Source organism: Acidovorax facilis, assembly GCF_050626955.1.
Lineage (GTDB): Bacteria > Pseudomonadota > Gammaproteobacteria > Burkholderiales > Burkholderiaceae_C > Acidovorax > Acidovorax facilis.
Window position 1 is genome coordinate 4,412,048 of the sequence record NZ_CP192460.1, and the last position, 23,337, is coordinate 4,435,384.

Annotated in this window: 20 protein-coding genes; 12 read left to right on the forward strand and 8 right to left on the reverse strand. The window is 65.7% G+C overall.

The window, feature by feature from the left end; genetic code table 11:
- Positions 1–30 precede the first annotated feature (30 nt).
- Positions 31–2,193, forward strand: coding sequence for a TonB-dependent siderophore receptor (locus tag ACQ4MJ_RS20220; protein ID WP_431151498.1), 2,163 nt, complete (start codon positions 31–33; stop codon positions 2,191–2,193).
- Positions 2,194–2,242: 49 nt separating this feature from the next.
- On the opposite strand, the gene ACQ4MJ_RS20225 is transcribed toward ACQ4MJ_RS20220, so the two are convergent.
- Complete coding sequence (locus ACQ4MJ_RS20225) at positions 2,243–3,055, reverse strand: MBL fold metallo-hydrolase (RefSeq protein WP_431151497.1); 813 nt, start codon at positions 3,053–3,055, stop codon at positions 2,243–2,245.
- A 114-nt stretch (positions 3,056–3,169) separates the two neighbouring features.
- On the opposite strand from ACQ4MJ_RS20225, the gene ACQ4MJ_RS20230 reads away from it, so the two are divergent.
- The 6 genes from ACQ4MJ_RS20230 (at position 3,170) to ACQ4MJ_RS20255 (ending at position 10,541) form a co-directional block, all read left to right on the forward strand.
- Positions 3,170–4,159 (forward strand): GlxA family transcriptional regulator, encoded by a 990-nt coding sequence (locus tag ACQ4MJ_RS20230; RefSeq protein ID WP_431151496.1) that lies wholly within the window; start codon positions 3,170–3,172, stop codon positions 4,157–4,159.
- 127 nt (positions 4,160–4,286) lie between these two features.
- Complete coding sequence (locus ACQ4MJ_RS20235; protein WP_431151495.1) at positions 4,287–4,691, forward strand: GFA family protein; 405 nt, start codon at positions 4,287–4,289, stop codon at positions 4,689–4,691.
- A 53-nt stretch (positions 4,692–4,744) separates the two neighbouring features.
- On the forward strand, positions 4,745–5,632 hold the full coding sequence (locus ACQ4MJ_RS20240; protein ID WP_431151494.1) for a PPK2 family polyphosphate kinase: 888 nt from the start codon (positions 4,745–4,747) through the stop codon (positions 5,630–5,632).
- 194 nt (positions 5,633–5,826) lie between these two features.
- Complete coding sequence (locus tag ACQ4MJ_RS20245; protein WP_055398770.1) at positions 5,827–7,134, forward strand: Glu/Leu/Phe/Val family dehydrogenase; 1,308 nt, start codon at positions 5,827–5,829, stop codon at positions 7,132–7,134.
- A 378-nt stretch (positions 7,135–7,512) separates the two neighbouring features.
- Positions 7,513–9,168, forward strand: coding sequence for a class I adenylate-forming enzyme family protein (locus ACQ4MJ_RS20250; protein WP_218301312.1), 1,656 nt, complete (start codon positions 7,513–7,515; stop codon positions 9,166–9,168).
- A complete protein-coding gene (locus ACQ4MJ_RS20255) occupies positions 9,165–10,541 on the forward strand; it encodes an MFS transporter (RefSeq protein WP_431151493.1) in 1,377 nt (458 codons plus the stop codon). The genes ACQ4MJ_RS20250 and ACQ4MJ_RS20255 overlap by 4 nt, the downstream gene beginning before the upstream one ends.
- A gap of 54 nt (positions 10,542–10,595) precedes the next feature.
- Here ACQ4MJ_RS20255 and ACQ4MJ_RS20260 read toward each other — a convergent pair whose 3' ends face one another.
- On the reverse strand, positions 10,596–11,015 hold the full coding sequence (locus ACQ4MJ_RS20260; RefSeq protein WP_055398776.1) for a BLUF domain-containing protein: 420 nt from the start codon (positions 11,013–11,015) through the stop codon (positions 10,596–10,598).
- Positions 11,016–11,238: 223 nt separating this feature from the next.
- On the opposite strand from ACQ4MJ_RS20260, the gene ACQ4MJ_RS20265 reads away from it, so the two are divergent.
- Positions 11,239–12,327, forward strand: coding sequence for a sensor domain-containing diguanylate cyclase (locus tag ACQ4MJ_RS20265; RefSeq protein WP_431151492.1), 1,089 nt, complete (start codon positions 11,239–11,241; stop codon positions 12,325–12,327).
- 15 nt (positions 12,328–12,342) lie between these two features.
- On the opposite strand, the gene ACQ4MJ_RS20270 is transcribed toward ACQ4MJ_RS20265, so the two are convergent.
- Together ACQ4MJ_RS20270 and ACQ4MJ_RS20275 are read right to left on the reverse strand one after the other, a co-directional pair.
- A complete protein-coding gene (locus ACQ4MJ_RS20270) occupies positions 12,343–13,167 on the reverse strand; it encodes an EAL domain-containing protein (RefSeq protein WP_431151491.1) in 825 nt (274 codons plus the stop codon).
- A gap of 119 nt (positions 13,168–13,286) precedes the next feature.
- Positions 13,287–14,429, reverse strand: a complete 1,143-nt coding sequence (locus ACQ4MJ_RS20275) for a hypothetical protein (RefSeq protein WP_431151490.1) — start codon at positions 14,427–14,429, stop codon at positions 13,287–13,289.
- A 208-nt stretch (positions 14,430–14,637) separates the two neighbouring features.
- Here ACQ4MJ_RS20275 and ACQ4MJ_RS20280 point away from each other — a divergent pair, with 208 nt between their 5' ends.
- A complete protein-coding gene (locus ACQ4MJ_RS20280; protein ID WP_431151489.1) occupies positions 14,638–15,315 on the forward strand; it encodes a hypothetical protein in 678 nt (225 codons plus the stop codon).
- A gap of 149 nt (positions 15,316–15,464) precedes the next feature.
- Entirely contained in the window at positions 15,465–15,896 is a 432-nt protein-coding gene (locus ACQ4MJ_RS20285; RefSeq protein ID WP_147433787.1) for a hypothetical protein, read from the forward strand.
- 30 nt (positions 15,897–15,926) lie between these two features.
- Here the strand turns inward: ACQ4MJ_RS20285 and ACQ4MJ_RS20290 are convergent, their stop codons facing one another.
- Positions 15,927–17,321, reverse strand: a complete 1,395-nt coding sequence (locus ACQ4MJ_RS20290; RefSeq protein ID WP_228896940.1) for an SH3 domain-containing protein — start codon at positions 17,319–17,321, stop codon at positions 15,927–15,929.
- A gap of 105 nt (positions 17,322–17,426) precedes the next feature.
- A complete protein-coding gene (locus ACQ4MJ_RS20295; RefSeq protein WP_431151488.1) occupies positions 17,427–19,067 on the reverse strand; it encodes an argininosuccinate lyase in 1,641 nt (546 codons plus the stop codon).
- Positions 19,068–19,241: 174 nt separating this feature from the next.
- Between ACQ4MJ_RS20295 and ACQ4MJ_RS20300 the strand changes: the two genes are divergently transcribed.
- Positions 19,242–20,243 (forward strand): LysR substrate-binding domain-containing protein, encoded by a 1,002-nt coding sequence (locus ACQ4MJ_RS20300; RefSeq protein WP_431151487.1) that lies wholly within the window; start codon positions 19,242–19,244, stop codon positions 20,241–20,243.
- A 138-nt stretch (positions 20,244–20,381) separates the two neighbouring features.
- On the forward strand, positions 20,382–20,693 hold the full coding sequence (locus tag ACQ4MJ_RS20305; protein ID WP_431151486.1) for a hypothetical protein: 312 nt from the start codon (positions 20,382–20,384) through the stop codon (positions 20,691–20,693).
- 65 nt (positions 20,694–20,758) lie between these two features.
- On the opposite strand, the gene yegQ is transcribed toward ACQ4MJ_RS20305, so the two are convergent.
- Both yegQ and ttcA read right to left on the reverse strand, forming a co-directional pair.
- Positions 20,759–22,201, reverse strand: a complete 1,443-nt coding sequence (yegQ, locus tag ACQ4MJ_RS20310) for a tRNA 5-hydroxyuridine modification protein YegQ (RefSeq protein WP_431151485.1) — start codon at positions 22,199–22,201, stop codon at positions 20,759–20,761.
- A gap of 36 nt (positions 22,202–22,237) precedes the next feature.
- Positions 22,238–23,173 (reverse strand): tRNA 2-thiocytidine(32) synthetase TtcA, encoded by a 936-nt coding sequence (gene ttcA / locus ACQ4MJ_RS20315; RefSeq protein ID WP_431151484.1) that lies wholly within the window; start codon positions 23,171–23,173, stop codon positions 22,238–22,240.
- Positions 23,174–23,337 lie beyond the last annotated feature (164 nt).

Genomic DNA, 23,337 nt, shown 5'->3' on the forward strand with positions numbered 1-23,337 from the left:
CCCGCCGTTTTCTCTCTACCGATCTGCACCATGCATCCCTCGATTCCCCGGCCCGCCCGGCCGACTGCTACGGCCCGCGCCACCCTGGCGCTGTGCGCCTTTACCGCCAGCGCCGCCATGGCCCAGACGGCACCCCCTGTTTCATCGGCTCTACCGACCGACGCCGTCCCCACCAGCCCCGCCCTGTCGGAAGTGCAGGTGCGTGACAGCAGCGCCACCACCGGCTACCAGGGCGTGCAGCGCAACACCGCAGCGACACGCACCGACACGCCGCTGATCGAAACCCCGCAGTCCGTGCGCGTGGTGCCCCAGCAGCTGATGGAAGACCTGGGCGCCTCGCGCTTGGCCGACACCGTGGACTACGTGAGCGGCATCACCCGCCTGAACGACTTTGGCGGCACCTGGGACAACTATGCGATCCGTGGCTTCAGCAACACCGACGGCGGCCAGCTGCTCAACGGCTTTGCCTCCAACCGGGGCTATGGCCCCCAGCGCGACGTGAGCTCGGTCGAGCGCATTGAATTTCTCAAAGGCCCGGCGGCCGCGTTGTATGGCAGCAGCGAGCCGGGCGGCACGCTCAACATCGTCACCAAAAAGCCGCAGTTCACTCCCGCGCACAAGGCGGGTGTGCAGGTGGGCGGGCATGGCTACCGCCGTGCCACGCTCGACACCACCGGCCCGCTGGGCACGGACGTTGCCTACCGCCTGAACGTGGCGGCCGAGGACGGCGCGAGCCGTACCGCGCTGGTGGACAACCGCAAGATGGTGGTGGCCCCGTCCCTCACCTGGAACCTGGGCGCCAACACCGTGTTGAACTACGAGGCGGAGTTCATCCGCATCCGCACCCCGCTGGACCGGGGCATCGTGCAGGTGCGGGGCAACGTGGGCGCGCTGCCGTCCGACCGCTACCTGGGCGACCCCAGCCGCGAGAACCTGCAGGTCAACGGCGACACACACCAGGTGACGCTGGACCACGACCTGGGCCAGGGCTGGCGAACCCGCGTGGGTGCGTCGTACCGCGAGACGGACCTGTATGGCGCCGCCGTGGACCTGACCGGCACCCTGGCCGCCGACGGCCGTACCCTGACGCGCCGCGACAGCTGGCGCAGCCTGCCCGCACGCGATGCATCGCTGCAGGCCGAGGTCGAAGGCAAGCTGCGCACCGGGGGCCTCGTCCACACCGTGCTGGCCGGCGTGGAAACCTGGCGCCTGACCGCGGCGCAGGACATCCGCTACTCCAGCCTGACCAGCCAGCCGTTCGCCATCGACATCTACAACCCCGTGTACGACCAGCCCGTGGGCAACCTGACCCCAGGCTTCGACCTGGTGGACCGCACCCGCGCCACGGGCGTATTTGTGCAGGACCAGATCGATCTGAGCGCAAAGTGGAAGCTGCTGGCCGGCGTGCGCTTTGACCGCTTTCACCAGGACAGCGAAAACCGCTTGGCCGCCACCCGCCAGGAGCAGGAGCATTCGGCCACCACGCCGCGCATCGGGCTGACCTACCTGATCAACCCCAACACCTCGGTCTATGCCTCGGCCGGACGCTCGTTCCGCCCCAACGCAGGCACGGATGAAAGCGGCAAGGCGTTCGACCCGCAAAAGGGCCAAGCCCTGGAACTGGGCGCCAAGTGGCAGTCGGCCGACCAGCGGCTGAATGCGAGCGTCGCGCTGTTCGATATCCGCAAGACCAATGTGCTCACGCGCAGCCCCACCAACGCCAACTTCAGCATCGCCGCGGGCGAGGTGCAAAGCCGGGGCCTGGAGCTGGATGTGGCCGGGCAGATCGACACCCACTGGCGCATGACCGCCAACATGGCCTACACCGACACCGAGGTGACCCGCGACAACAACCCCGCACTGCTGGGCAAGCGCCTGCTGAATGTGCCGCGCGTGAGCGCCGGGCTGTTTGCCACCCGCGAAGACCAGGCGCCCTGGGGCGGCCGCTACGGCATCGGCGGCGGCCTGGTGCATGTGGGCGAGCGCACGGGCACCGCCACCGACACCTACCGCCTGCCCGCCTACACCACGGCGCGCATCACAGGCTACTGGCAGATCGACAAGCGCACGCGCCTGACGCTGGACGTCCACAACCTGTTCGACAAGGCGTACTACACGGCCTCGTGGGGCGCACTCACCGTGATCCCGGGCCTGGGGCGCCAGGTGGTGGCGGGGGTGCAGGTGGTTTTTTGAGCCAAATAGGGCTCTAGCGCTTGTTTATCAAGCGCTGATAGCTATACATTTAATAGCAATTAACTGCTGCACGACAAGGAAAACCTCTGCTTTCACCATCCTCCGGCACCCAGAGGCGGTCTGCCCAGCCACCGTCCACCGCCAATTGGCGCACCGCTGCGCGCGTGGTGGGGCAATGGTCCAGCGCCTGCAGGTGGTTCACCACCAGCGTGCCGTGGGCCAGCTGCGCGGCTTCGGCCATGTCGGCGGCGTCCATGAGGATTTCTGCCCCCACATCGAACCGGGCCCCGCCCGCAGGCAACACCGACACCTCGGGCTGAAGGCGCGCCAGGCAGTCGCGCACCGTGGACGTGAGCATGGTGTCGCCCGCCAGGTAGACGCTGGGCTCGCCCGGCAGCTCCAGCAGGTAGCCGTGGCCGTGCTCCATGAAGCGGCCTACCCAGCCGGTACCGTGCACACACGGAATCGGCGTGACATGGCCGCCCAGCGCCCACGGCTGGCGCGCTGGCCCCGCCAGCGGCCACACCAGCAGGCCGCGCTGCGCCAGGTAGTCAGCATCGCGTGGCATGCAGATCACCGGAATCTGCCGCTCGCGCAGAAAGCGCTTGCCAGCTCGGTCCAGGTGGTCGAAATGGCCGCGTTGGCAGTGCGTGATGAGGGCGTGGGTCACACGCTCCAGCAGCGCATCGGTGCCCCCGGGCAGCTCCACAATGGGATTGCGCTGGCGCCCCCTGCCCAGATAGCGCAGCGCGGGCAGGCTGCCCCGGGGGGCGAGCATGGGGTCCACCAGCAGGCCCACGGGGCGTCCCTGGGATTGGAATTCAAGAAGCACGGTGGCGTTGCGCAATTGGGTGATCTGCATGGTGTGGGCTCCGAAGCCAGTGGGTATGCAGTGGATTGTTGGGAATCGAACGCCCGGCGAGAATGGCCTGGTTTGACAATTTCTTTCCATTTCTAGCCAAACCACCCCGCCACCATGCGCCGCGCCACCGCACCACCTGCACCACCTTTGCGCCTGGCACTGTTGCTGTACCCCGGTTGCATGCCCGCAGGCCTCTTTGCCACCGCCGACCTGGCCCGCGCCGCCAACCTGCGCGCGCAGCGCCCGGTGATCACCACCTGCTGGGCCGGCGCGGACCTGCAGCCTGTGCCCACCTGGCAAGGCCCCGCCCTCACGCCCAGCATCAGCCTGGCGCAGGCCGAGGTGGACGCGGTGCTGGTGCCAGGCCTGTGGCTGTCTTCGCCCGACGGACTGCAGGCGGCGCAGCAGCAACAGCACATCGCACCCGCCATCGCGGCACTGCGCGCCCTGCCCCGCCGCACCCAGGTGTGGAGCTATTGCGCGGGCGTAGCGCTGGCTGCGGCCAGCGGCCGGATGCGCGGGCGCGGCGCCACGGCCACCTGGTGGCTGCGGGCCCCGCTGCAACAGCAGTTTGGCGCGGTGCACTGGCGCTTTGACGAACCTTTGGTGGAAGACGGCCCCATCACCACCGCGGCAGGCGCCAACGGCTACCTGCCGCTGATGCTGCAGGCGCTGGCAACGCGGCTGGACGCCGAAGCCCTGGCAGATCTTCAGTCGCTGCTGATGCTGCCCCGCCCGCGCACCACCCACCCGGCGTTTGCCGGGCACGACCTCATGGCAGTGGCCGACGCCGAACTGCGGCGCGCGATGCTGTGGGTGCAGCGTTGCCCCGCCACCGCACTGCGCCTGCCCGCGCTGGCCGAGGCGCTGGGCCTGTCGCCCCGCACGCTGGCGCGGCGGGTGCAGGCGCACACGGGTCTTTCTGCCGCGCACTGGATGCGGCGCATCAAGCTGCGGCAGGTGAGCGAGGCCCTGTGCGACACACCCCTGCCGCTCAAGCGCATTGCCGAGGACCTGGGGTTTGCCAGCGAGGCGGGCCTGCACCGCGCTTTTCAGCAGGCCACGGGGCAGACGCCGCTGGCCTACCGCATGGCGCACGGGTGAAGGCGCAGGGGGGGTGCAGCCAGCGCACGGGATCGTTCACAAGGAGGATGCCGCCGAGCGCAAAGTTTGCGATCATGCACCCGCTCCCTCTGCATCAACCCTCAGCACCACGACAGGACGAACACCCATGCCTGCTTCCACCTACACCGCTACCTGCCACTGCGGCGCCGTCGAAGTCGAGGCCGCGCTGGACCTGGCCCAGCCCACCTACCGCTGCAACTGCAGCATCTGCCGCCGCACGCGCTTCTGGCCTGCCGTGGCACTGCCCGGGGGCTTTCGCATCACCCGGGGCGAAGGCGACCTCACGCGATACACCTTCGGCACCCACAAGAACCACCACTACTTCTGCCGCCACTGCGGCGTGCGCGTGTTCGGCCACGGCACCGACACACCGATGGGCGAGATGTACGGCGTGAACGTGGGCTGTATCAATGGCCTGACCGATGAAGACCTTGCGCGCCTGGCCATCGTGCGGGTGGACGGGCTGCACGACCAGTGGCAGCAGGCACCGGCGCACAGCGGGTATCTTTGACGGCCCCGCAGTGTTCCAATAGCGCCACTGCCGCTGCCCTGCCTGGAGTCTCCATGCCTTTTCCGCTTGATCCGAGCAAGTCCTCTTTGATGCAGCGCCTGCTGCCCTGGCAGCCTGCGCCTGCAGAGCATGAGACCGAAGAAGGGCGCCGCGAGCCCCCACGGCACACCGTGTCACTGGAAGACTTCGATCCCGGCGCCAAACCCTTCTCGCTGGGCGACAAGGCCCAGGACAAGGCAGCCGTCGAAGACCTGGCGGTGGAACTGGACGGGCTGCAGAACCTGTTCTACGCCGACAAGCGCTACAAACTGCTCGTGGTGCTCCAAGGTACCGACACCTCGGGCAAGGACGGCACCATCCGTGGCGTGTTTGGCCGCATGAGCGCCCTGGGCGTACACGCCGTGGGCTGGAAGGCCCCCACCGAAACCGAGCGCGCACACGACTACCTCTGGCGCATCCACCAGCAGGTGCCGCAGGCGGGCGACATCACCGTGTTCAACCGCAGCCACTACGAGGACGTGCTGGTGCCCGTGGTCAACGGCTGGATCACGCCTGAGCAGCACCAGCAGCGTCTGGCGCACATCAACGACTTTGAACGCATGCTCAGCGAGACGGGCACCATCGTGCTCAAGTTTCTGCTGCACATCGGGTTTGACGAGCAGCGCGAGCGGCTGCAAGAGCGCCTGGATGACCCGGCCAAACACTGGAAGTTCAGCATGGGCGACATTGAAGTGCGCAAGCAGTGGGCGCAGTACCAAGATGCCTATGGCACCCTGCTCGCTGCCACCCACACGCCCTGGGCGCCCTGGACCATCGTGCCCGCCAACTCCAAGACGCACCGCAACCTGATGATCGCCACGGTGCTGCGCGAGGTGCTGCAGAAGCTGGACCTCCGCTACCCGGCTGGCGACCCCGCGCTGGCCGGCTTCACGGTGAAATGACCGCTCGTGCGGCGGTGCAGCACGCTGCTTTCTCGGCGTTTTCACCGGCCACATTTTTGCTGCAGTGCCGCATTGGGCGGTGTTTTCCCGTGGTTATGCATTAATTGCATAACACCAAAACACTACGGCCTTAGACAGCGTGCGGCGGCAGGCATAAGCTTCGCAGCCTGAACTGATCCCACAAGGAATTCACCATGTCGCAACCCGTCGGCGCCCCTGCCGCACAATCCCACCCCCTGCCCTCGTACCTGCAGGCCGACCACCTCGGCCCCTGGGGCAACTACCTGCAGCAGGTAGACCGCGTCACCCCCTACCTGGGCAGCCTGGCGCGTTGGGTGGAAACCCTCAAGCGTCCCAAGCGCATCCTGATCGTGGACGTGCCGATCGAGCTGGACAACGGCACCATCGCCCACTACGAAGGCTACCGCGTGCAGCACAACCTGAGCCGGGGCCCCGGCAAGGGCGGCGTGCGTTTTCACCAGGACGTGACGCTGTCGGAAGTGATGGCCCTGTCGGCCTGGATGTCGGTGAAGAACGCTGCGGTGAACGTGCCCTACGGCGGCGCCAAGGGCGGTATCCGCGTGGACCCCAAGAAGCTCTCGATGGGTGAACTGGAGCGCCTGACGCGCCGCTACACCAGCGAGATTGGCCTGCTGATCGGCCCGTCCAAGGACATCCCTGCGCCTGATGTGAACACCAACGGCCAGATCATGGCCTGGATGATGGACACGTATTCGATGAACACCGGCGCCACCGCCACCGGCGTGGTGACCGGCAAGCCCGTGGACCTGGGCGGCTCGCTGGGCCGCGTCGAGGCCACCGGCCGCGGCGTGTACACCGTGGGCGTGGAAGCCGCCAAGCTGACCGGCCTGGCGCTGGAAGGTGCCCGCATCGCAGTTCAAGGCTTTGGCAACGTGGGCGGCATTGCGGCCAAACTCTTCGCCGAAGCAGGCGCCAAGGTGGTGGCTGTGCAAGATCACACCGGCACCATCTTCAACAGCAAGGGCCTCGATGTGCCCGCGCTGCTGGCGCATGTGAAGACCCGAGGCGGCGTGGGCGGCTTTGCGGGTGCCGATGTGATGAAGGCCGAGGAGTTCTGGGGCGTGGATTGCGAGATCCTGATCCCTGCCGCGCTGGAAGGCCAGATCACCAAGGACAACGCAGGCCAGATCAAGGCCAAGCTCGTGATTGAAGGCGCCAACGGCCCCACGACCACCGAGGCCGATGACATCCTGCACGACAAGGGCGTGCTGGTGCTGCCCGACGTGATCGCCAACGCGGGCGGTGTGACGGTGAGCTACTTTGAATGGGTGCAGGATTTTTCCAGTTTCTTCTGGAGCGAGGACGAGATCAACGCCCGCCTGGTGCGCATCATGCAGGAGGCCTTTGCGGGCATCTGGCAAGTGGCGCAAGAGCACAAGGTGAGCCTGCGCACCGCCACTTTCATCGTGGCCTGCCAGCGCATTCTCCATGCGCGCGAAATGCGCGGCCTGTATCCGTAAGCCCCCCTGAGCGGCTGCGCCGCTTCCCCCGAGGGGGACGCACCCGGTGGCCTGGCGGAGTCAGTTCCACGGGTGCACTGGTGTGAGGGCCGCGCGCCCCGCAAAGGCCACGCCCATCCAGGCGGCAAGTCCCTTTCAAAACCGCCAGCGCCGCGATCCGGTCCTGGCGGTTTTTTGCTTTTCTCCGTGTTGGCACACATGCGCTGTGGCGCTGTGGCGCCGCAGCGACGGTGCCGGGATGCCGTGTGCCGTTGGCTGGTCCAAACCGACCGCACAGCCACGCGAGCAACAACAAGATACGTGTACATACAAATTGTGGCGACTTGCAACCTGCGCACATGAAAGACTGGCTGGCCATGCCTTCTCTCGGAGACTTCCGTGGCCTTTCCATCCCTGCGCAGCCTGGTGGTGCGCTTTCTGCTCAGCCGCCTGCGCACGGCGCGGTCGGTGGCGCGCCTGGCGTACCGACGCCATGCCCACAAACCCGCGCTCATCGACCGGCGTGGCACCCTCACCTACGCACAGCTGCAAGAGCGCGTGCAGCGGCTGCAGGCCTGGATGCAGGCGCAGGGCGTGAAGAAGGGCGACGTTGTGTTCACCCTGCTGCCCGAGACCGGTGAACAGTACGAAGCCCGGCTCGCCACGTTCGAGAACGGCACCATCTTCGCGAGCTTTCACAAACACCTGCCGGCCGATGCGGCGCTGGCCACCATGGTCCGCGTCCGGCCGGCGGTGCTCATCCACGACCCGCTGCTGAGCGCGCCCATCCTCCAGGCCGTGCGCGAACAACTGCCAGGGATACATCTGCTGGCGCTGGGCGAAGACTACGAGCAGGCACTGGCGCAGCATGCGCCTGCCCCCGGCACGGCGGCGCTGCACGAAGACGATATCTTTGCACTGCACATGACCTCGGGCACCACGGGGCTGCCCAAGTCCATCGGCTACAGCAACCGCAAGTACCTCGACAGCGTGCGGCTGATCTCCAAGTCCATCGATTTCCGCCCCCCCGCCAGCCGCCAGGATGTGAACATGTTGGGCCTGCCCCTCACCGGCCCTGGCTCGGGCCTGGTGCTGCCCACCCTGCTGGCGGGCGCCACGCTCGTGATGCCCGAAGACTTCAGCGCCGCCACGCTGGCCGCGTTGATCCAGAAGCACCGCGTCTCGCGCGCCTTTCTGTCGCCCTCGGCCATCATCGACCTGCTCGACGAGCCCACGCTGGGCCAGTACGACCTCTCGTCCCTTACGCATGTGCCCTATGGCTCCGAGATGATGCCGGCGCCCAAGATTGCCGAGGCCATCCGCCGTTTCGGGCCGATCTTCCAGCAAGGTTATGGCTGCCTGGAGGCGCTGCCGCCCATCACCTGGCTGCTGCCTCACCAGCATGTGGACGCGCAGGGCCAGCCACTGGGCAATGACATCCTCTCCACCGTGGGCCGGGTGATGCCCGGGGTGCAGGTGGTCATCCGCGACGAACAGTTTGCGCCCCTGCCGTTGGGCCAGATGGGCCTCATCACCGTGTTGACGCCGGTGCGTTTTGACGGCTACTGGCTCGACCCCGAAAAAACCCAGGAGACACTGCGCGACGGCTGGGTGGTGATGGGCGATGTGGGCTATTTCGACGCGGCTGGCTACCTGCATGTGCTGGGCCGCAGCGCCGACCGCGTATTGCGCCACGGGCAGTGGCTCAACCCCCGCGAGGTGGAAGAGGTGGCGCACACCCACCCCGCCGTCAAGGAGGCCTGCCTGGTGCAGCACGGTGCCCGTGCTGTGCTGGTGCTGAGCCTGCGCCAGAGCTGGCGCACCGGGCATGACTGGCAAGCGCTGGAGCACGACATTGCCCAGTATCTGGCGCACAAGCTGCCCGCCGACCACCAGCCGGACGATGTACGCATCGTCGAAGAGATCCCGCGCAGCTTCCTCAACAAGATGCTGCGCCGCGAGGTGCGCCTGATGCTGGAGGCCGCCCCGCCCCGCATGGCCCCTGCCCCCACCACCGCGAGCCCGACGGCGTCTCTTTCGGCCGCGCATCCATGACGGCCCCAGCCACCCGGCTCTCGCTGGGCACCAAGCTGGGCTATGCCACCGGCAATGTCGGCCTGCAGATGCAGATTGCCGCCATGAACTTCATGCTCATGATCTTCTACACCGACGTGGCCCTGGTGGCGCCTGCCGTGGCTGGCGCGGCGCTGCTGGTGGGCAAGGTGTGGGACACCATCAACGACCCGCTGTTTGGCTGGATGACCGACCGCACCCGCTCGCGCCTTGGCCGCCACCGGGTCTATCTGATCTATGGTGCGGCTCCGCTCGCCATCGCAGCAGCAGCGGTGTGGATGGTGCCCCCGGGCCTCAGCCCGTGGGCCGCGTTCCTGTGGATCGCCCTGACCTACACCGTGTTCGACACGCTCATGACCCTGGTGCAGCTGCCCTACCAGGCCATGGCTGCCAACATGACCCGTGACTACGACGAGCGCACCAGCCTCACGGCCTATGCATCGATGGGCGCCCTGCTGGGTTTTTTTGCGGGCAGCGTTTTCATGCCCATGCTGGTGCGCGCAGCCCCGGACGCACGCACGGGCTATGCGCTGGCGGGCTCGTGTTTCGGGATGGTCGCGGGCGTAGCCGTCGCTGTGGTGGCCTGGCGCGTGCGCGAACCGGCAGAAAGTGTGGCGGACCAGGGGGTGCGGCCTGTGGATGCCGATACCCCCGCAATGTGGGAGTCGGTGCGCGAGACCTTGCGGACCACGCTGCACAACCGCCCCTTCCTGATGCTGATGGGCGCTGCAACGCTGGTGCGCCTGGGCCTCACGCTCGTGCAGGCCTCGCTCGCGTATTTCGTGATCTACCAGCTGCAGGGCGACAAGGGCGACCTGCCGCGCTTCATGGGCACCCTGCTGGGCGTGGTGGGCCTCTCGTTGTTCATGTGGAAGCGCGTGGTCGACCGCTGGGAAAAGAACCTGGCCTACATCCTGGGCCTGGTGTTCTGCGCGGCCGGGCTGGTGGCGCTGTACTGGGTGGGCCCGGGTGACCAGCGCCTGGTCACCGCCATTTTGGTGGTGGTCGGTATCGGCATGGGAGCCCACTGGATCGTGCCTTTTGCCATGGTGCCCGACACCATCGACCACGGCCACATGCAAACGGGCGAACGCAAGACCGGCATGTACTACGGCCTGTACGGCCTGATGGACAAGCTGGCACGCACGCTGGCCACCGTGCTGGTGGCTGGCATGCTGGACGTGACGGGCTATGTGCCCAACGTGGCGCAGTCCGCCACGGCGCTGCAGGGCATCACGCTGATGACGGGCATCCTGCCGGCGGTGTGCCTGGTGCTGGCCATTCCGCTGCTGGTGGCCTATCCGATCACCCGTTCACGCCACGCAGACATACTGGAGCGCAGTGGCAGGCACTGAGCCCCGGCAATCGCCCCGCCCTACACGGCCTGTTGCGGGCAGTGGGTCGCCAGGTCATTCCAGCCAGCGTACGTTCTGCAGAATCTCGTCGAAGAAACTGCGCAAGGTGACTGCAGACATGCTGTAGGGATCGAAATCTGCAGTCCCTGAGTATTTCAGGAACAGCTGGCGATTGGATTCGAGTGACGCAATCAGCCCCATCGACCAGCCGGTGAAGCGCCGGCAAGGAATTTCGCTCATGTCCAGGACCGCCGTGTCGCGGTGGCGGCCGTCTTTCAGCAAGCGGTGGTACAGCGCGTTGACTGCAGCCCGGTCACCTTCGAGCAGCTGCAGAAAGATGCCGTTGTTCAGGCACAGGGCGCCCGTGATCCCGGCGCGGGTGTTGTTGCGCTGCGAGGCCCCCAAAATGTCCTTGACGTCTGCAGGCCCCAGCACACGCGAAGACCGGCTCGCGTAGATCAGTTGTATCAACATGTGTGTCTCCAAAACGCCGAGTGTGTCAGCGCTGGCCTTGACCGGTGGCCCGCTCGGAAAAAACCCCTCAAAACCCATCGCCGAATCCACCCGAAGGGACTTCAAACGGACTTCGAATACCCGGGATGGGGCATGGGTGGAGGGTCTTTGCGCGCAAGAGCACCGCAGCCAGAGGGGATCGTGTAACTTTCGGTAGCTCAACTCGGTACCCGGTACGACACCCATGACGGAATTGCCGCCTCCCCTGCCTGCCGACGACGCCCGGATACAGGCGGCGCTCACCGACACGCTGCGGTTGGCTGCGGTGCGCGAAACCGGCTTGCTCGACAGCATCGCCGAAGAGAGCTTTGACCGATTGACCCGACTGGCCTCCACGATCACTGGCGCTCCCGTCACCTTCATCTCGCTGCTCGACGCGCACCGCGACTTCTACAAAAGCACATTTGGGATGGGCGAGCCGTTGAGCACACTGCGACAGCTCACCGGGCGGACGTTCTGCCACTACTCCATGGTGTTTGACGGGCCCCTGGTGCTGGAAGATGCCACGCAGTTGCCCGTATTCCGCGACGTGCCCACCGTGGCGTCGCTCGGGGTGCGCGCCTACGCAGGCATCCCCCTGAAAACCGAAGCGGGCGAGGTTCTGGGCAGCTTTTGTGCAGTGGATTTCAAGGCCAAGCAGTGGACGGAAAAGGACATCGAAATTTTGGTCGAACTGGCCCACTCCACAATGCGCGAGATCCGGCTGCGCCGGGCATTGCGCGACGCCGAGGTGCTCAACCAGCAGCTGGTCGAACAAATCCAGAAGGTGGACGCACTGAACCTGGCGCTCAACGAGCTGGCCCGGACCGACCCGCTCACCGGCCTGCGCAACCGGCGCGCATTTGACGACAGCCTGGAGCTGGAACTGGCCGTGGTGGAGCGCACGCAGTCGCCCCTGAGCCTGCTCATGCTGGACGTGGACCATTTCAAGCAGATCAACGACAACTTCGGCCATGAGGCTGGCGACAAGGTGCTGCGGTCCATCGCGCAGGTGCTCAGCGGCTGCGTCAGGATCATCGACATCGTGGCCCGGGTGGGCGGCGAGGAATTTGCCGTGATCCTGCCCCACACGGATGCACAGGGCGCCCACGAAGTCGCCCAGCGCATGCGTGTTGCGGTGGCCCAGGCGGGCTGGCTGAGCCAGCCCACCACCATCAGCATTGGTGCGGCCAGCTTGCAGGATGTAGAGAGCGCGTGCAGCCTCTTTGCACGGGCGGACGCAGCGCTGTACGCCGCCAAGAAATCCGGGCGAAACCGCGTGGTGACGGCGTGAACCGCCTGAGGGCGTTCAGCGCGATGCGCTGCCGTACGCCGAAGCGTCCACCGTGGCCACCGAACGAAAAGCCGGCTTGGCAAACAGATAGCCCTGCATCAGGTGTATCCCCACATCGAACAGAAAGTCACGCTCGGCCGGTGTCTCGATGCCTTCGGCGACGACCTTGATGTTCATTTCCTCGCACAGCCGCACCAGACTGCGCACGATGGCCTGGCGGGCGCGGTTGGCATCCACGTTGCGGATCAGGTCCATGTCGATCTTGATGATGTCGGGCTGAAAATCCGACAGCAGCTTCATGCCCGCATAGCCTGCACCGAAGTCGTCAATAGCGGTCTGGAAACCGCAGCGCTTGTACTCGCGCAGGATCTGGGCAAACCAGGGGCCGTCCTCAATGCGCTCGCCCTCGGTCACCTCAAAGATGATCTGAGAGAGCGGAAAGCCGTTTGCCCTGGCAGCCTCCAGGGTCGTGCGGATGCACACCTCAGGTTTGTAGATCGCATTGGGCAGAAAGTTGATCGACACCGGCTGCGCCATCCCCAGCTCTGCTGCGCCCTTGATGGCTTTGACCCGGCAGGCCTGGTCAAAGCGGTAGCGGTTGTGGTCGTTGACCTGCGCCAACACGGTCATCGCGCCCTCGCCACCCGGCCCCCTCACCAGCGCTTCGTGCGCAAAGACCACACGGCGCTCCACGTCCACGATGGGTTGGTACGCGTAGTCAAACTGAAACCCCAGCCCCACGGCCTTGCCGCAATCCTCGCAGTCCTTCGGAGTGCCGCCCAACGGGACGAAATCGACGGGGAAAGAGGCATTGGACGGGGAGAGGGGAAGCACGCGCATGGCCTGGATTCTCCGTTCGATTCACCAAACAAGGGGGTAGGGCTGGATTTGACCTCACACAGGCCACTGCTTGCAAATGACCGGTGTGCAAAGAGCTTGCTTGGCACCCCGTATTGCCATCAAGCGCTGGACGCCGGGCCCACCGGTTCGGGCGGCAGCACGCCGCGCATTGCCAGGCAAAACGGCTGCACACATTCAGCCCGCGCGGCATAGGGGCAGCCCACCGTTTCGCACAGGCCGGATGCTCCATTGCGCGCACGCTCATCCTCACGCGGCACCTGGCCGCTGGCCTGCAGCACGGCCATCTGCGTCCACGGGTCCAGACGGCCCGTGGCCTGCTGGAGCATGTCGCGGCCGTACACCGTGGCGGCCAGTTGCGGCTGCAGGTCCAGCACCAGCAGCGCACTGGTGCGCGGTGCGGCGGCGTCCATGCCCTGCAACACCAAAGCCATCACGCCCGACTGCAGCGGCTGGCCGCCCCCGGCAAACGGCACCTGCAGCGCGCCGCCTGCAGCACTGGCGTTTGCGCTGGCCTGTGCTGCGGCTGCACCGGTCGCTGGCGACGCCTGCGTCGCCAGCCATGGCACCGGTGCACGCAAGGTCAGCGCCAGCCCGCGCGGCCCCTCGGGTGTCAACACCACGCCCTGACGTACCAGCCAGGTCTGCAGCGGCGGCTGGTCGGCATCCAGCGCCCCACTCTCCAGCGCCTGCGCCATGCCAATGGGCCAGGGCTGCGCGGCCACTACGCGCTGCGGCACCCCGGCCTGGGCCGTGACCTGCGCCACGAGCGCGCTCACCAAACGCTGCAGCGGCGCACCCAGCCCCGTGGCAGGCCAGTCAGCGCCTGACAACGACGCCGCCGAAGGGGTGGACACGGCGGGTGCCGACGTTGGCGCCCCCGCGGGAAGTGGGGGCGACGCCAGCGGCGTTAACGGCCCACGCGGCGCAGGTCCCGCCTTCACCCCTGAAGCGGCAGCATGGCCCGCTACTTCGCGCCGTGGGTCAAAACCCGCGCCCAACTGCTCGCGCGCCTGGGCTGAAATGCTGGCCTTGTCGGCCGGTGCGGGCAAAGGCCCAGCGGGGGGGCTGGGCGAGGTGGTTGTGGGCGGCGGCGCGCTCGGGTCGGCCGTGGGCAGCGGTGCGGGCGCAGGCGTGGGTTTGTCCAGCCCCAGCAGTGCGCTCTGCCGCTGCAGCGCCGCCTCGGCCAGAAACTGGGCCACGGGCGGAAGCGCGTTGCGGGAGGGGTCGATGGGGAGGGACATACCGTACGTGCAAAGGGATGCCCGATTCTGTAGCGATTCCGCCAGTGTGAACAGGGCGCGCTGCCCACAGCGCGGCAGCTCACCAATGCGCTATTAAATACATAGCATAAAATACAATACAGTAAAGCGCCAGCGGCCTATTTGATTCAAAATCTTATCGCCCCGCCTGCCTGCCCGACGCCAGCACCCCGTGGTTCCAAACCCCGCCATGCCCCAGCACCCCTCCCTCCCGTTGTCCGACAACACGCCAGGCCCCAGACCAGCGCCTCACCGCTGGGTCGCACCCACCCTGCTGGGCGCAGTGGCGGGATTTCTGCTGTTCAGCGCGTGGATCTTTTCACCGGGCTGGGAGCGCGCATTCCGCTCCGACAACTCGCCCGCATCGTGGCTATCGAGCGCGCTGCTGCTCACGCTGTGCGTCACCGCGCTGCGCCTCACGGCCGAACGCTGTCTGCCCTTGCGGCTGGGTGTGTGGCTGGTGCTGGCCTTCGGCGCGCTGGCGCTGGACGAACAGTTCATGCTGCACGAGCTGTGGAAGTTCCGCTGCCACGAATGGATGGATGCATGCCGCTGGAGCGCCGTGCGCGAGGTGCCGATGCTGGCGGTGCCCTTGGTGGGGTTGGTCACGCTGGCCCGGCTGCACCGGGCACTGAGCCACCGCAGCACCCGCTGCCTGCTGTGGGCAGGGTTTGCCGTGGGGCTAGTGGCCATTGCGGTGGACCAATGGCCCGAGGTGCGGCCGTATTGGCCCTGGTTACCAGAGGTTCCGGAGTTGCTGGCTACGCTGGAAGAAGCGTTGGAGGTGATGGCGGAGGCACTGGTGCTGGGAGCGTTGTTGCGGCAACCGGCGGTCACCAGGACAAGCCAAACGACGGCAGCTGTCTAACCGGAATCTGTATGCGAATTTCCACCTTCCCGTACGCGCATCGGATACTTTGCATGCGAGCGGTTCGTGCCAAGGCAAAGGTCGCTCTGCCACGTTGTCGGCCGCACATAGCTGCATTGCGTACGATTATTTTCAACACAGGAACGTCGATGGCACGTGCTCTTTTCCTATCTATCGCTGCTTTATTTCTCGTAGCAGGGTGCGAAAACGCTGATAGTTTGCGCATTGAGGAAACACGAAGCAAATTAGTCGGTACTTGGCTGAGGGACGATGGTACGGACGGGGAAAAGTCGCTCCGGTTGCTCTATCTAGGCGCCGATGGCAAATTCGTCGACAGCATTTCAATGTCAAATTCAGAGGGCCGCATAGAGCGCACTGAGCTTTCTGGCGAATGGTCTTATGACGGGAAAAGCCTCAAACGCCGATTTCTGCAGGAGAACGGACGTCAATTTTCTGGCGGACGAATGCGGTACGCCACTTTTACGCTCGTCTCTGCGGAAACATCGGAGTTCGTGGTGAACGACAACATCGTTGGCCGCGAAGTCAGATATCGCAGGACTTTCGAGGGAGCGCAAAAATGAGTCGAGGCACCCACACACCTCGCTCAGCCATCAAGTGCACTCCTCATCCACCCAGTGCCCCGCCCGGAACCACTGGCCGCCGATATTGAGGTACCAGCGCCATTCAAAGATCGGCTCGAAGCTCATGCCGCCGGGCGAAGGGGTGTCGATGCGCAGGATGTCTGCGATGCCATCGCGGTCCAGGTCGATCTCGTGCACCAGCACGGCAGTGTTCTTGCGCTGGGGCTTGTCCCGGGTGGGCGGGTCGGCGGGCTGCATCCAGCTCGTGGCGTATCGCCGGGTCTTCACCTTCACCGCATCAGGCGGCAGCTTTCCGGGCAGCACCAGGCGGGTCAGCACCTCGGCACTGTCAGACAGCTTGGCATAGCCGCGCACGGGCTGGGCTTCTTCGCCAGGGTCGTTGAACCCACGGCCGGGGTAGTGGCCGCCGCAGTAATGGTCTTCGTTGCTGATGTCCCAATAGCGCTGGCGCACGGTGTGGGCCCCCACCAGGCCCTGGTGGGTGATGGCATAGAGGGTCAGCGCAGGGGCAAAGGCCTGGTCGGCAGAGCCCACGTCCCAGAAGCCGGTGATGTATTCGATTTCAGGCCCATTGTGGCGGTTGAACCGGCCCACGGGCGCCCCGGTAGGAATGACGCTGATGCGGGCGCCCGCCACGGCAGCCAGGCCGTCGGCATCGGTCTCATGCAGCAGGGCCACGCTGGTGTGGCTGCGAAAGTACGACGGGGCAATCGTCGGCAAGGTCGGCTTGGCGGCCAAAGGGGTCACGGCGGGAATGTGGTCCACGGCACGGGTGGCCAGCTTCAGGTCGTCCAGCGGGTTGACGGGGCGGTCCCGGTCGATCTCCTGCTCGGGCCGCAGCACCACGCCAGCGCGCATGAGCTTCTTGGCAGCTTCCCACTCAGCTCGGGTGGGGTACTGCACCGGCATTTCATGTGCGTGGCTCTTGACCAGCGCGGGCAGCTGCAGGGCTGGCGGACGCGGCAGAGCGTTGCCGTAAGCGCGCAGGCGGTTGGGTGACGGCGCAACCCAAAAGGCGCGGGCCGCGTCCTTGCCCGCCTGGGCCAGGGTGAGGGGCTGGTCGGCCAGCAAATTGCAGGCGATGTGAGCCTGGAGCGGCTCTGCCAGCGGGGGACCCAGGCGGGCATCGCCCGCATAGAGCACGGCGCACCAGCCATCGCGCTCGGTGAGCTGTTGCAGCACGGTGTTGGCGGGTACTTGGGCGACGATGCGGGCCTGGGATTGAGCCGACTCGCGCAGGTTGACCCACGAGCCTTGCACATAGCGCTGCTTGGCGGGTGCTACAGCCGGGGCCTGGGCCCACGCGCTGGCGCCCGTCAGCGCGGCAACCGCCGCAGCCGCCATGGCGACCGCTAACGCGGCGGGAACTCGGAAGCGTTGCTGGGCTTTCGATGTCGTGCTCATGTGTGTTGACTCCCTTCGCGATGGGCGTGAGTATCGCCCGCCCGGGAGACCCACTCCGGTCGGGCCCTTCGGCCTGTCTGAAGCACACAGCCCGCGAGCCCACACTCAAGGCAACGACTTCACACCCTCAAAAGCCGCATTCAAGGCAGCCTCAGCCGCCAGCAGCCGCTGCCGCGCTTCGCCCGACCACACGCGGTCTTTGGCCAGGGTGTCCTTGGCAACGGTCGCCATGCGCGTGACCTCCTGCGGCTGCGGCCCGCCTGTGCCGGTGCGTGTGGTCACCATGTCTGCGGGCGACAAAGCGCGGCGGAACGCGGCTTCACCCAGCGGCAGGCGCTGGTCCTTGAGGTCGTATTTCTTGCCCGCTTCGCGGTAGATGCGCACGGCTTCGGCGTACGGAAAGTCTTTCGGCCGGATGTTGCGCTCCTTGGCATACACCACCACATCCGACGCAAAGTGGTGACCCACGCGGAACGGCACGCCATGGCTGCGCTGCAGCGCCTCGGCCAATTCCATCGAGGTGGTCCATTCGGATTCGAGTTCGTCCAACGCGCGTGCGGGGTCGATGCGCAGCGAGTCCAGCACATCGGCAAACTGCTGGAGCATCTCCACGCCCTGCACAAAGGTCTTGGCGCTGGCCGGGCTCCAGGTGTTCTTGTAGTCGATCATGCCGGGCGTGACGTTATGCGCCCGCCACAACGACGCCTGCGCCGAGGCCACCACATCGCTGGCCTTGGCCCGCGTGTTCTGGATGATGCCGGGGTTGGCCTTTTGCGGCATGGCGCTGCTGGTGTAGGTCTTGCCGCTGGCCAGCAGCAGCCAGGGCAGCGTCTGGTGGTACTGGGTGTGCACATCCTGCATGAAGGCCCCCACACGGATGGCGGTGGAGCTGGCGATGGACGTGGCCTCGATGGGAATGTCGTAGGTGCTGATCTGCCCTGCATCCAGCGAATTCACGATGAGCCCATCGAACCCCAGCAACTGCGCCAGGCGCTCACGGTTGATGCCCCAGCTGGAGTTGGACAGCACCGCCGTGCCCATGGGGCTGAGGTTGATGCGGGCATAGGCCTCGCGAATGCGCACCGAGTCGCGCGCGAACGAATCGGCCCAGGCCATGAGGTAGTGCCCGTAGCTGATGGGCATGGCCTGCACGCCATTGGTGTAGGCGGGCACATAGGTGGCGGTGTGGGCCTGCGCCGTGGTGATGAGCCGTGCGCGCACCTGGTCCAGCGCATCGGCAAAGTCCAGCATCTCCAGACGCAACTGCGCGGCATTCAAGGTGGAATGGATGTCCTGGCGGCTGCGCCCGGTGTGGATCAGCGTTGCCTCAGGGCCCACGGCATCCGTGATGATCTTCTCGACCTGCAGCACATCGGTGGGGCGCTTGCCACCAGGCGTAGTGGCCTGGGCGATCGAATGCTCCACACCGCGCGCGATGCGACCCGCCTGGGCCTTGGGGATGATGCCCTGCTCGGCATTCACCACCGTCGATGCCATGTTGATGCGACCGAACCAGTAGAACGTGTCTTGCGACTTGGACAGCGCGCTGGTGGCGTCCCCTTTGACCACCCCCTGGATCTTGGCCACCTGCGCCTGGCACTCGGCCGTGGTCTTGCACGCGGTGTCGAGGGTATCGGCCGCGTGGGCATGGCCCATGGCGAAGATGGCGGCCATCACCGGGGCGATGAGGAAACGGGACGGGCGCGAGGTGATCTCGCCCAAGGTGGGGCGCTGCAATGACGGCATGGGTTTTGTCTCCTGAGTTCCTGCGCACTAGCTTGCGCATCTGCGGGAATAAGATTCGTTAGTTGAATGAACCCCGGGCAGGCTTGCGTCCACCCGAAGGCACGCGATCGTTGCACAGCAGTCACCACAGGGCCAATGCTTCTTTTTCAACAAGATTCAAATTTTGAATACCCCATGCCAGACCTGACGCCCTCCGTCCTGTTCAATCGCATCCTGGGCCGTGTGCGCCTCAAGCACCTGCAGTTGGCGATTGCGATTGCCGACCTGCAAAGCCTGCACCGCGCGGCCTCTGCCATTGGCCTGAGCCAGCCCGCAGCGACGCATGCGCTGGCGGAGCTGGAGAGTTCTATGGGCGGCGCCCTCTTTGAAAGGCACGCCAAGGGCATGCGCTTGACCCGCCTGGGTGAGGCGGTTCTGCCACTGCTGCGCGCTTCGCTGGTGCCCCTGCAAGCGGCTGCTGGCAACGCGGCGCTGATGCAGCAAGGGGCCGCGTCCGCGCTGATCCGCATCGGCAGCATCGCGGCGGGCATCAACGGGTTGCTGACGGCCGCCATCCCGGCCTATTGCGCCCTGCACCCCAGCGCCGCCATCGATGTGCACGAAGTCACCATCGACAACCTGCTGGAGAGCATCCAGGAAGGAAGCCTGGACCTGGCGATCTGCCGCGAACCGACCCCGCTGCCGCAAGGGTTCGAGTTTCATGCCGCGCTGCCGGATGAATTCGTCATTGCCTGCCGTCCAGGCCACCCGCTGGCTCAACAGACAACCGTCACGGCCGCCGAGCTGCTGTCACAACGCTGGCTGAGCCCGCCACTCACAGGGCTGGGCCCACAACAGGTGGATAGCCTGTTCGACGATTTGGGCGGGGTTCCGGAACTGTGTCGCGTGTCGAGCCGCTCGGCAGAAATCATCTACGCGATGCTGTCCGACAGCGACATGCTGGTCTGCGTGCCAACAAGCTTTGTGTTGCCCTTGGTGCGGCGCAAAAATCTGGCCGTCTTGTCGTGGAAACCCCAGGACGTGGGCCCTCTGGGTGTGTTGGTGAAAGCGGCGGTGTGGGCGGATAGCTCACATCCCTGTCGTGCTTTCATCGAGCATGTGCTCGGTGTGCGCGGTGTGCTTGACGTGTTGACCATCGGCAAAGAGCCCGAGCCTGGCGCGATGTGCCCCGGTTGAACACGGGCAGGCTATTGCACGCCAGGGCACTCACTTCTATTTTGATAGCAACAAATCCAATACAGTAAAGCAATAGAAGGCAATTTACCACCCCAGAAGCCCGACCCCACCACCGCGCCACCTTGTGGCGCCCTCACCATGCCATCGTCTACCCCGTTGAACCTACCCGCCAAGATTTCGATCGCCGCGCTCGCGGTGCTGGGTCTGCTGGGCGGATCGCTGATCGTGGCCCACGCAGGCTTTGCGACATCACCACGGCGCGGCGGGCCGTCCACCTTCATACCGGCGCCCGAGGCCTACATCCTGTCTGCGGTGATGTATGCGATGTCATTCCTTGCGCTCTGGGTCTTGCTGCGAGACCGCCAAGCATCCAAGGCCACCACCCTGGCGGCAATGGGCGCCTACGGCGTCATGGCCTGGGCCACGGTGCATGTAATAGCCGCCTGGTAGGCCGTCCAATCTGCTCACACAACGGCAGCAGCCAACGGACAGCAAACAGGCAGCGCCCTGGCAGGCTATGCAGCCAGGGCAGGCTCGGCAGCCGCTGGTGCAAGCGGTTGCGCTTCGATCACGCGCGCCAGCAAGGCCCCGCTGTAGCGCGCAGGCAGCGCAATCCACACACGCACGGGGCTGCCCTGGGCCACGTTCACGGGCTGGCCTTCCACGTTGCGCATTTCCTGCAGCCGCACGGTGATGTTGCCGCTGGGGTGCACCACTTCAATGAGGTCGCCCACGGCAAAGTGGTTCTTCGTCTCCACCTGCACCCAGTCACCTTGCAAGCCCACATCGGCCTGACCCTCTGCACCCAGCACCTCTCCCACGTACTGGCTGCGCTGTGTGGCCGAGTGGCCGTTGATGTAGTTCTGGTAATCGTTGCTGGGGCGGCGCTCCAGCAGGCCGCCGGTGTAGCCGCGGTTGGACAGGCCTTCCAGCTCGATCAGCAGCTCGGGGTTGAAGGGGCGGCCCGCCACGGCGTCGTCAATGGCGCGGCGGTAGACCTGGGCGGTGCGGGCCACGTAGTACAGGCTCTTGGTGCGGCCTTCGATCTTGAGCGAATCCACGCCGATCTGCGCCAGGCGCGCCACATGCTCCACCGCGCGCAGGTCCTTGCTGTTCATGATGTAGGTGCCGTGCTCGTCTTCCATGATGGGCATGAGCTGGCCGGGGCGCCCGGCTTCTTCGATCAAATACACCTTGTCGGCCTTGGGGTGGCGCTCGCCGTTGCCGGTGGTCGATGCAAACGATTGTTCGGCCTTCTGCTGCGCGGCCTCGAAGTTGAAGTCGCCCTCCATCTTCTGCGCAATGGCTTCGCCCGTGGTGGGGTCGATGTCGGCGTCGTGCGTGGCGTAGTTCCAGCGGCAGGCGTTGGTGCAGGTGCCCTGGTTGGGGTCGCGGTGGTTGAAGTAGCCGCTGAGCAGGCAGCGGCCCGAATACGCAATGCACAGCGCGCCGTGCACGAACACTTCCAGCTCCATGTCGGGGCATTCTTGGCGGATTTTTTCGATCTCGTCCAGGCTGAGTTCGCGCGACAGGATCACACGCTCCACGCCCATCTTTTGCCAGAACTTCACGGCCGCCCAGTTGGTGGTGTTGGCCTGCACCGAGAGGTGCACCACCTGCTCGGGCCATTTTTCCTTGACCATCATGATCAGGCCCGCGTCGGCCATGATGAGGGCATCCGGCTTGCAGTCGATCACGGGCTCGATGTCGCGCAGGTAGGTGCGGATCTTGTCGTTGTGCGCAATCAGGTTGCTGGTCACAAAGAACTTCTTGCCGCGTGCGTGGGCCTCGTCAATGCCTTGCTTGATCTGCTCCAGGCGGAACTCGTTGTTGCGCGCGCGCAAGGAGTAGCGCGGCTGGCCTGCGTACACGGCGTCGGCGCCAAAGTCGTAGGCGGCGCGCATCTTGTCCAGCGAGCCAGCGGGCAGGAGCAGTTCGGGGGCTTTGAGGGTGGTCATGGGGTGGCCCAATCTAAAAATCGTCGGGGGTCGGGTTCAGCGGGGCATCAGGGGCAGGCCCGCGAGCATGCCCACGGCCTGCGCAGGCAGTTCTTCGGCGTCAAAGGCCTTGTCACCATCGGCGTCGGCCACGCCGTTGGGTACCAACCCCTTGAAGTCGAACTGGCGCGGGTCCATGAAGTGCGAGGGCACCAGGTTGCGCAGCGCCACGGCCATGTTCTCGATGCGGCCGGGGTAGAGCTGTTGCCAGTCGCGCAGCATCTGGCCGATCTGCTTGCGCTGCAGGTTCTCCTGGCTGCCGCACAGCGTGCAGGGGATGATCGGGAATTTGCGGTGCTCGGCCCAGCGGGTGAGGTCGTCCTCGGCCACATAAGCCAACGGACGGATGATGAGATGGTCGCCCCGGTCGCTCTGCACCTTGGGCGGCATGCCCTTGAGCTTGCCGCCGAAGAACATGTTGAGGAAGAACGTCTGCAGCATGTCGTCGCGGTGGTGGCCCAGCGCTATTTTTGTGCAGCCCAGCTCGTCGGCCACACGGTAGAGGATGCCCCGGCGCAGGCGGCTGCAGAGGCTGCACATGGTTTTGCCCTCGGGGATGTGCTCCTTGACGACGCTGTAGGTGTCCTGCGTTTCGATGTGGAAGGGAACGCCCACCTGGGTCAGGTATTCAGGCAGCACATGGGCCGGAAAGCCGGGCTGCTTCTGGTCGAGGTTGACGGCGATCAGCTCGAACTTGTGGCCGTTGCGCTGCTGCAGCATACGCAGCACGTCGAGCAGGCCGTAGCTGTCCTTGCCGCCCGACACGCACACCATCACCTTGTCACCGTCTTCGACAAGGCCGAAGTCAGTGATGGCCTGCGCGACCTGGCGCACCAGGCGCTTTTCGAGCTTGAGCGCGGCGTGGGCGGCGGCTTTTTGAGCAGCATCGTCGGCAGGTGCCGTGTCGGCGGGCAAGATAGCGTTGTCGATCATGGTGGGCTGCCTGGAACGGCACTGCGTTGCCGCACTTCAGAGCGGCAACAATTGCTATTAATTAGATAGCACCTGGCGCTTGACCATCAAGCACCAGGTGCCAATTTTCCTACAAACCGTTCATTCAGCGCGAATCTCTCACCCTTGGGTGGGCGTTGCAAAAC

Excerpts from the sequence above, each read along its gene's own strand:
- ACQ4MJ_RS20220 (WP_431151498.1), top strand. The coding sequence starts at position 31 with ATGCATCCCTCGATTCCCCGGCCCGCCCGGCCGACTGCTACGGCCCGC.
- ACQ4MJ_RS20225 (WP_431151497.1), bottom strand. The coding sequence starts at position 3,055 with ATGCAGATCACCCAATTGCGCAACGCCACCGTGCTTCTTGAATTCCAA.
- ACQ4MJ_RS20230 (WP_431151496.1), top strand. The coding sequence starts at position 3,170 with ATGCGCCGCGCCACCGCACCACCTGCACCACCTTTGCGCCTGGCACTG.
- ACQ4MJ_RS20235 (WP_431151495.1), top strand. The coding sequence starts at position 4,287 with ATGCCTGCTTCCACCTACACCGCTACCTGCCACTGCGGCGCCGTCGAA.
- ACQ4MJ_RS20240 (WP_431151494.1), top strand. The coding sequence starts at position 4,745 with ATGCCTTTTCCGCTTGATCCGAGCAAGTCCTCTTTGATGCAGCGCCTG.
- ACQ4MJ_RS20245 (WP_055398770.1), top strand. The coding sequence starts at position 5,827 with ATGTCGCAACCCGTCGGCGCCCCTGCCGCACAATCCCACCCCCTGCCC.
- ACQ4MJ_RS20255 (WP_431151493.1), top strand. The coding sequence starts at position 9,165 with ATGACGGCCCCAGCCACCCGGCTCTCGCTGGGCACCAAGCTGGGCTAT.
- ACQ4MJ_RS20260 (WP_055398776.1), bottom strand. The coding sequence starts at position 11,015 with ATGTTGATACAACTGATCTACGCGAGCCGGTCTTCGCGTGTGCTGGGG.
- ACQ4MJ_RS20265 (WP_431151492.1), top strand. The coding sequence starts at position 11,239 with ATGACGGAATTGCCGCCTCCCCTGCCTGCCGACGACGCCCGGATACAG.
- ACQ4MJ_RS20270 (WP_431151491.1), bottom strand. The coding sequence starts at position 13,167 with ATGCGCGTGCTTCCCCTCTCCCCGTCCAATGCCTCTTTCCCCGTCGAT.
- ACQ4MJ_RS20275 (WP_431151490.1), bottom strand. The coding sequence starts at position 14,429 with ATGTCCCTCCCCATCGACCCCTCCCGCAACGCGCTTCCGCCCGTGGCC.
- ACQ4MJ_RS20280 (WP_431151489.1), top strand. The coding sequence starts at position 14,638 with ATGCCCCAGCACCCCTCCCTCCCGTTGTCCGACAACACGCCAGGCCCC.
- ACQ4MJ_RS20285 (WP_147433787.1), top strand. The coding sequence starts at position 15,465 with ATGGCACGTGCTCTTTTCCTATCTATCGCTGCTTTATTTCTCGTAGCA.
- ACQ4MJ_RS20290 (WP_228896940.1), bottom strand. The coding sequence starts at position 17,321 with ATGAGCACGACATCGAAAGCCCAGCAACGCTTCCGAGTTCCCGCCGCG.
- ACQ4MJ_RS20295 (WP_431151488.1), bottom strand. The coding sequence starts at position 19,067 with ATGCCGTCATTGCAGCGCCCCACCTTGGGCGAGATCACCTCGCGCCCG.
- ACQ4MJ_RS20300 (WP_431151487.1), top strand. The coding sequence starts at position 19,242 with ATGCCAGACCTGACGCCCTCCGTCCTGTTCAATCGCATCCTGGGCCGT.
- ACQ4MJ_RS20305 (WP_431151486.1), top strand. The coding sequence starts at position 20,382 with ATGCCATCGTCTACCCCGTTGAACCTACCCGCCAAGATTTCGATCGCC.
- yegQ (WP_431151485.1), bottom strand. The coding sequence starts at position 22,201 with ATGACCACCCTCAAAGCCCCCGAACTGCTCCTGCCCGCTGGCTCGCTG.
- ttcA (WP_431151484.1), bottom strand. The coding sequence starts at position 23,173 with ATGATCGACAACGCTATCTTGCCCGCCGACACGGCACCTGCCGACGAT.